The 266-nt window shown below is 63.5% G+C and carries 1 protein-coding gene; it reads left to right on the top strand.

Annotated features, from left to right (window positions below; all coding sequences use genetic code 11):
- On the top strand, positions 1-266 hold a 266-nt coding region (locus tag R0J87_RS21120), incomplete at both ends, for a response regulator (protein ID WP_498888729.1).

Here is a 266-nt window from a genome sequence, read left to right as displayed (position 1 = left end):
GCGGAATCAGCCAGCGGCCGGTCGATCTGGCCGTCCTCGATATCAAGATGCCGCGCATGGACGGCATGGAGCTACTGCAGCGGATCCGCCAGTTCTCCAACATGCCAGTGATCTTCCTGACCTCCAAGGATGACGAGGTGGACGAGCTTCTGGGCCTGCGCATGGGCGCGGACGACTACATCAAGAAGCCGTTCTCCCAGCGCCTGTTGATCGAGCGGATCCGCGTTCTGATGCGCCGCGACTCGGTCAATGCCGGGGGCGAGCCC

This window comes from Halomonas sp. SIMBA_159 (assembly GCF_046536035.1).
Lineage (GTDB): Bacteria > Pseudomonadota > Gammaproteobacteria > Pseudomonadales > Halomonadaceae > Vreelandella > Vreelandella venusta_A.
The sequence above is the reverse complement of the archived record's forward strand: the minus strand, read 5'-3'. Positions and strand labels throughout refer to the sequence as shown.